The organism is Mycobacterium sp. DBP42, from assembly GCF_005924235.1.
GTDB classification, from domain to species: Bacteria; Actinomycetota; Actinomycetes; order Mycobacteriales; family Mycobacteriaceae; genus Mycobacterium; species Mycobacterium syngnathidarum.
On record NZ_VCMY01000081.1, the window covers coordinates 1 to 5074 of the forward strand.

Below are 5074 nucleotides of genomic sequence, written 5' to 3' on the forward strand. Positions count from 1 at the left end.
TTCTTCACCCGCGAAGTGCCTTCCCGTCAGGACGATTGAACCCTAGAGAAGTCCAATTATCCCTTGCAGGACAGGCACTTTCGCTTACCTACACACCCCACACGCAACATTCCGTGAAAAATCCGGGTTAGCTTCAGCCGCGGAGTATCTGCAACGCCGCACGCCGCGACAGCTGCTCATGCAACCGCCCGTTCCGATGCGAACGCAGACACCCATAGCACGACGTCTCTTCACCACAGTCGCAGTCCGTCACCCGCTTGACGGCAGATTGCATCACAAGTCCGATGTTCTCAGCGATCCGTTTCGCCGAGCCGGCCCCACCGGGCACAGTGTCGAACAGGACGATGCTGCGCCGGTGGTCAGGACTCCACGACAACGCGCCGTCGATATCGTCACGGCTGATCTCCAACCCATAGGATGCACCTTCCAGAATCGCGTACAGCGCTGACTGCCAGTTCGCCTCTTGGTCTTTGAGATACGGAATGCCGTCGAAGGTGAACTCGGCTACATCTGATTGGTAACGGTGGCCGAGAGAAATCTTCTCCAGTGGCCCGTCGCAGTCGCGGCCGTTGTCCGGCCGTTGGTGCTTGCGCCGCCTGCTGCCTCGTTCGGCCGCATTCGCCCATCCGCACCATTGGCACAGCTGGAATCCCTCACCGGTGCCGTCAGAGACGACGGCCAACCAAGCTCGAACCCCCGCACGTGCACTCACTTTCATTCCATTGGGTCCCGACCACTGGTACAGGCCAATATCGTCGCCGTGAGTTTCGATGTAGCTCCCACCATGCCATCGCCGTTCCGGTGGAGCGCTGCCGATATCCCGCGCAGCGTTGGCAGCGACGAACCCGAATTCAGGAATGATCAGGGTCCCAATGGATCTAAACGGCTCCGAGCAGCTCGGACATGGGACCGTAGCGTCAAGCTCCGTACCCCGCTCGAATCGACTGCACGGATTGCAGATTCGATACTTGTGACGGACGAGTTCCTTACCGGGTCGCTTTTTCAAACCAGCCGATGTCCATAGCTTTCCGCCAGCGACCACTTGGTTTCCGGGCGCATAGTCATAGATCGCTAGGGAAAGATCTCGGTCGAGCTCAAGCTTCCGACCCACCGCATCGGCCGCGTTGATGGTGCTCAGCCCGACGGTGTCGACCGGGAAACCGTACTTAGGCAGGATGTTTCGGTTGCCGAGATATCCAAGAAGCTGCCGGTTGATGATCGTTCGTTTGGTGTCTTCTAGTTGCTTGCTCAGCCCGAACTTTCGCGCCTTCACCGACTCGTCGATGCGCTCTTCGATATCGGCAACATCCTGCACCAGCTCCGTCTGCACCGAATCGAGCAGATCGACGAGCGGACCGACCCAGCTGCCGTTGTGCACACCAATGTCGGACTGCACGGCCTGTGGGAGCGCCTCGTACAATGCAGCCTCAACGTCCGCGGGAACGGGCGTCAGGAAATCACGCACTCGATCAGCAGGTGACGTCCCGCCCTCTGAGTCTGGGGTGAAGAATTGTCCGGCTGTCGTCCACTTTTCGTGGTACCTGTCGAAGCGGTGTCGGAAGTAGGCGGCCAGAGCGACCGAGTGTGCGTGCCGACGGGCGATCCGCGCGTTGTCGACTGGCACCCACGGAATACGCATCCGGCCGGCAATCATCGACGTCGGATCCTGGTACTGCGCAAGATCATGCGCCGAACGATTCGCGTAGGTGACCACCAGCGCGGCCGATGCCGCGCGGCGGCCGGCACGCCCAGCCCGCTGCACATAGTTGGCAGTCTTGGGCGGCATGTTGCGCAGCATCACCGATTCCAGATCGCCCACATCGACGCCGAGTTCGAACGTCGTCGAGCAGGACAGCACGTTGACTGCTCCACTGACAAATTCGCGTTGGATATCAGCCGCTTCCTTCGCACTCCACTGGGCGGTGTGCTCGCGGGCACTCAGCGGCGCGGTGTTCATCGTCTGATACACCGCACGGTAGTGATTCGCGTCTTCGGCGGGCGCCGGAAGCTCGAAAGGTTTAAGCCTGCCAGTGCACCGACTGTTGGGACAGATGTCGCGGACGGAGAACGCAGTGAGCAGCCGACACGTGTCGCACTGATACCACTGACACTCAGCGCCATTGGCGACGGCAAGCATCGTGTGGTCAAGCTGATAGACCTGTCCATTGAGTGCTCGGTCAGCTTCGCGTACCAGAAGTCCACTCGACTCAAGCAGCTTCCAGCAGCCTTCCAGAAGGCGTTCGGGGGACGTGTCGTTGTTGAGGTCAGCGAGAACCTTCCGAAGGAACGTCATGCGGCTGTTCGTCGTGCCGGTGCCGCTCGGGCTCCAGCTGATGATCTGTTTTGCGCGATCCGACCCAGTAGACCGCATCCGTACCCGTGTGTTGCGCGGCGCGAACCGCTCATCCTTCACATCGACGCGATCAAGTACGGTGATGGCGCCTTGCAGGCGAACTGTCTTGACGAGCTCGTTGAGCAACGCCCAGGCTTCGTCTTCGGTCAACCCGAGTGAGGTGAACCCGCGCATCGGGATAGGTGCAGCCGGCCTCAGCGCAACTCGCATCAGGCCAAGACCTTCGAGCGATTGCCGGGTCTCCAAGGTCATCAGCTCACCGGATATCCACTGATGAACCTCCTGAGTGATCTCAATCTTCCCCATGCTGCGTGGGAAATGCACTGCTGCATCGGCCTTCTCGCGCGTCAACACAGCGAGATCCCGAACCGTGATGTCACCATCCGCCGCGGGATCCCGCAACGCCTGGGTGATGTAGCGGCGTTCGAGCATGCGGGTATACGTGCGGTCAAGGTAGGGCGCTGCGAAAGCCGCCGACTGGCGGGAGTCGGAGAACATCAATAGTTTGCGGCCGCCGCCCACCTGGTCGGCAGCTTCGCCCGCGGCTTCGGGCAGCTGCTGGTACAGCGCGGTGGTGACGACCGCGGGGGCCGCATTGACGTCGGTGCGCAACCGTCGGGCTCCCTGGCGGGTCTGCGTACCACACTCGGTGCAGCGACTCATGATTCGCGTGGCACGCGGATGCTCACGCACCAGCAGGAGCTGTCCCCCGCTGCAGGTCGCCGATGGACAAGCCGCGGCTGCCGCATCCGCCAGGAGCCCGCATCCAGTACACAGCCGCCGGGTCGTCGGATCTGAGGCGGCCGCTTTTGCTTCGATCTCCGCCAGAGTCTGCTCGTCCTCGTCGATGAGCACTTCGCCCTGTTCGTCGGCGAGCACGAGCCAGTTCACTGACCTATCGCCGGTCTTGGATGGCACGAAATGCTCGTGCCCGTCGTGGCGTTCCACGTCACCGGCCAGGTGGACCGCGCCACAGCGCGTGCAGGTTCCGAATTCGAAGACAGCGCCCCCCGTGTCGGGGTCAACCTCATGCCGCCCAAGGAAGATGCGTGGGCCGTCGTCGTTGAAACTTACGAAGGCCCCTTCGGTAGCCCGGACGAACAGATGGTAACGGGCCGAGAGCACCGGATGGCCACTCTCATCCTGAACGCTGCTCCCCAGCTCAACCAGCGCATCGAGTTTCTCAGTCGACTGATCGTCGTCGGGCCACAACCGTTCGCGGAGTGCGCGCGCATCGATCGGTCCGGCACTGAGCGCACTCTTGAGTTCCACCATCGACTGTTCGCTGGCTAATGCCTCCGCGGGAGCAGTCCCGGACGGGATGACAGTGTCGAGAGTGATAGTGCCACGACGCAAGTCCAGTAGCTGCTCGTCGGTGAGGCGCCAATTTGGGTTCGGTGTGTGCTTTTTCCGAACCGGCTCGACCAGATCCTGCCTGGCGCTGTCGCCGTCGGCGTACTCGAACTTCGCGTCGAAGAGGTTGGTGGCGAATTCCATCGCCTCACTGCGCGGATCGTTGCGAACGGACCCATTCAGCGAGGCGGATGTTGCGATGCATTGGAGGTTGGCACCAGGTGCGACGCGTTGTTTGAGCCGCCGCATCAGGAGGGCCACTTCAGAGCCTTGCGCACCGTCGTAGACGTGCGCCTCGTCCATCACGATGAAGCGCCACGTACCTGCGTGCGGACCGTCGAACAAGACCATATCGGCGGGGCGCAGCAACAGGTACTCCAGCATCGCGTAGTTCGTCAGCAAGAGATTCGGCGGCGTCGCCTGCATCTCCTCACGGCTGAGTAACTCGTTGGGCAGGCGCCTGGCTCCCGGATTGCCCTGCAAGAACTCCGCTTCCGCGGCGCGCGGCTCACGCAGCGTCTCACCGGTGTATCGGCCAAACGTGATCTCCGGGACTGCAGCCAGCACCTCCCGCAGCCGCTTGAGCTGATCATTGGCCAGCGCGTTCATGGGGTACAGCAGGAGTGCCCGTACGCCGGGTCCTAACGTTCCGCGTGCGGACTCTTCTATCAACGAATTGATGATCGGGATGAGGAAGCTCTCGGTCTTTCCGGATCCGGTTCCGGTGCTTACGACCAGGTTTCGTCCGGCGACGAACTTTCGTATGGCCGTCTCTTGGTGGATGTAGAGACCCCGATCGAGAGGGAACAACGGCTCAAGGCGAGCGAAATTTGGATGCAGCATGCCCTGCTCAATGAGTTGTCGGCAGGTCGCACCCGTTTCGTAAGGCGGCGTCATCTCGAGGATGGGTCCCTTTGTCAGCAGGGTGCTGGCATCGATTTCGGCATCGAACGCCGCGGCCAGTTGCTCGTCGCGTGGTGCCAGGAGAGTCTTGAGGTAGCGCTTATAGCTGCCTTCAATCTGCTTGGCAGTTTCAAGCGGGTCGAGTCGATCGATCATTCGTCATCTCCAGTGAGGTCACCGCGACGGCCATAGAGCACCGCCGCTTCTGCAATAAGCAAGTCATTGGCCACCATCGTTGGGCACAGCTGAGCCAGCTGGGCCCAATCTCCCAGCAGCCCCGTGTTTAAGTAGCGTCCTTCGATCCGGCCGCAGGCCTCCAGCCTGGCCAGCAACGCTAGCCCGGATTTTGCGTGGAAATGGGCGTGGGCTTGGTCTGATGTCGAGTTGTGTTGCTGGGGAGTAGTTTTCGGGTGTAGGCGTGGGTGGATTGTCCTGTTTCGCCAGGTGGTGCGGGCTTTCCCGGGG

Annotated in this window: 2 protein-coding genes; both read right to left on the reverse strand. The window is 61.5% G+C overall.

Features of this window, described 5'->3' with window-relative positions:
- Positions 1–133 precede the first annotated feature (133 nt).
- Positions 134–4765: a DEAD/DEAH box helicase gene (locus tag E0T84_RS31330; RefSeq protein ID WP_138746408.1), complete on the reverse strand. Its 4632-nt coding sequence runs from the start codon at positions 4763–4765 to the stop codon at positions 134–136.
- The coding region (locus E0T84_RS32535) for a hypothetical protein (protein ID WP_249383794.1) at positions 4762–5074 on the reverse strand (313 nt) is incomplete at its 5' end. The genes E0T84_RS31330 and E0T84_RS32535, both read right to left, overlap by 4 nt.

Coding starts and splice junctions, on each gene's coding strand:
- E0T84_RS31330 (WP_138746408.1), bottom strand. CDS start 4,765: ATGATCGATCGACTCGACCCGCTTGAAACTGCCAAGCAGATTGAAGGC.